Annotated in this window: 1 protein-coding gene; it reads right to left on the bottom strand. The window is 59.8% G+C overall.

Annotation, left to right across the window (positions count from 1 at the left end; translation table 11 throughout):
- Window positions 1-1,175, bottom strand: a 1,175-nt coding sequence (gene tuf / locus IU397_RS23150; protein WP_204417985.1) for an elongation factor Tu, incomplete at its 3' end; no start/stop codon positions are given.
- Window position 1,176 lies beyond the last annotated feature (1 nt).

Consider the following 1,176-nt stretch of genomic DNA (forward strand, 5'->3'; position numbering starts at 1 on the left):
TAGTCGATGATTTTGGAGACGACGCCTGCGCCGACGGTGCGGCCGCCTTCGCGGATGGCGAAGCGCAGGCCGTTTTCCATGGCGATCGGAGCGATCAGCTCAACCGAGAACGACACGTTGTCGCCCGGCATCACCATCTCGGTCCCTTCGGCCAGGGTCACCGTGCCGGTTACATCCGTCGTGCGGAAGTAGAACTGCGGACGGTAATTGGCGAAGAACGGCGTGTGGCGGCCCCCCTCATCCTTGGTCAGGATATAGGCTTCGGCCTCAAACTTCGTGTGCGGCGTCACCGAGCTGGGCTTGCACAGCACCTGGCCCCGCTCGACGGCCTCACGGTCAATCCCGCGCAACAGTGCGCCGATGTTGTCGCCTGCCTCACCACGGTCCAGCAGCTTGCGGAACATCTCGACACCCGTACAGGTCGTCTTCTGCGTGTCCTTGATGCCCACGATCTCGATCTCGTCGCCGACATTGATCACGCCACGCTCAACACGACCGGTCACAACAGTCCCGCGGCCAGAGATCGAGAACACATCCTCGACCGGCATCAGGAACGGCTGATCCACGGCACGCTCAGGCGTGGGGATGAACTCATCGACAGCGGCCATCAGCGCGCGGATCGAATCCTCACCAATATTGTTGTCGCGGCCTTCCATGGCGGCCAGTGCAGAGCCCGGGATCACCGGGATATCGTCACCGGGATACTCGTAGGAGCTTAACAATTCGCGAATTTCCATCTCGACCAGTTCGAGAAGTTCCTCATCATCCACCTGATCGACCTTGTTCATGAAGCAAACCATGGTCGGAATGCCAACCTGACGGCCGAGAAGGATATGTTCACGGGTCTGTGGCATAGGTCCGTCAGCGGCATTCACCACCAGAATCGCCCCATCCATCTGGGCCGCACCCGTGATCATGTTCTTGACGTAGTCAGCGTGGCCGGGGCAGTCGACATGGGCATAGTGGCGGTTCTCGGTCTCGTATTCCACATGCGCGGTCGAGATCGTGATGCCGCGCGCCTTCTCCTCTGGCGCACCGTCGATCTGATCATAGGCCTGGAAATCGCCGAAATACTTCGTGATCGCCGCCGTCAGCGTCGTCTTGCCATGGTCAACATGCCCAATCGTCCCAATGTTAACGTGCGGCTTGTTGCGCTCAAACTTTTCCTTAGCCATC

Origin of the sequence: Actibacterium sp. 188UL27-1 (genome assembly GCF_016901225.1) — a bacterium.
Taxonomy (GTDB): Bacteria; Pseudomonadota; Alphaproteobacteria; order Rhodobacterales; family Rhodobacteraceae; genus 188UL27-1.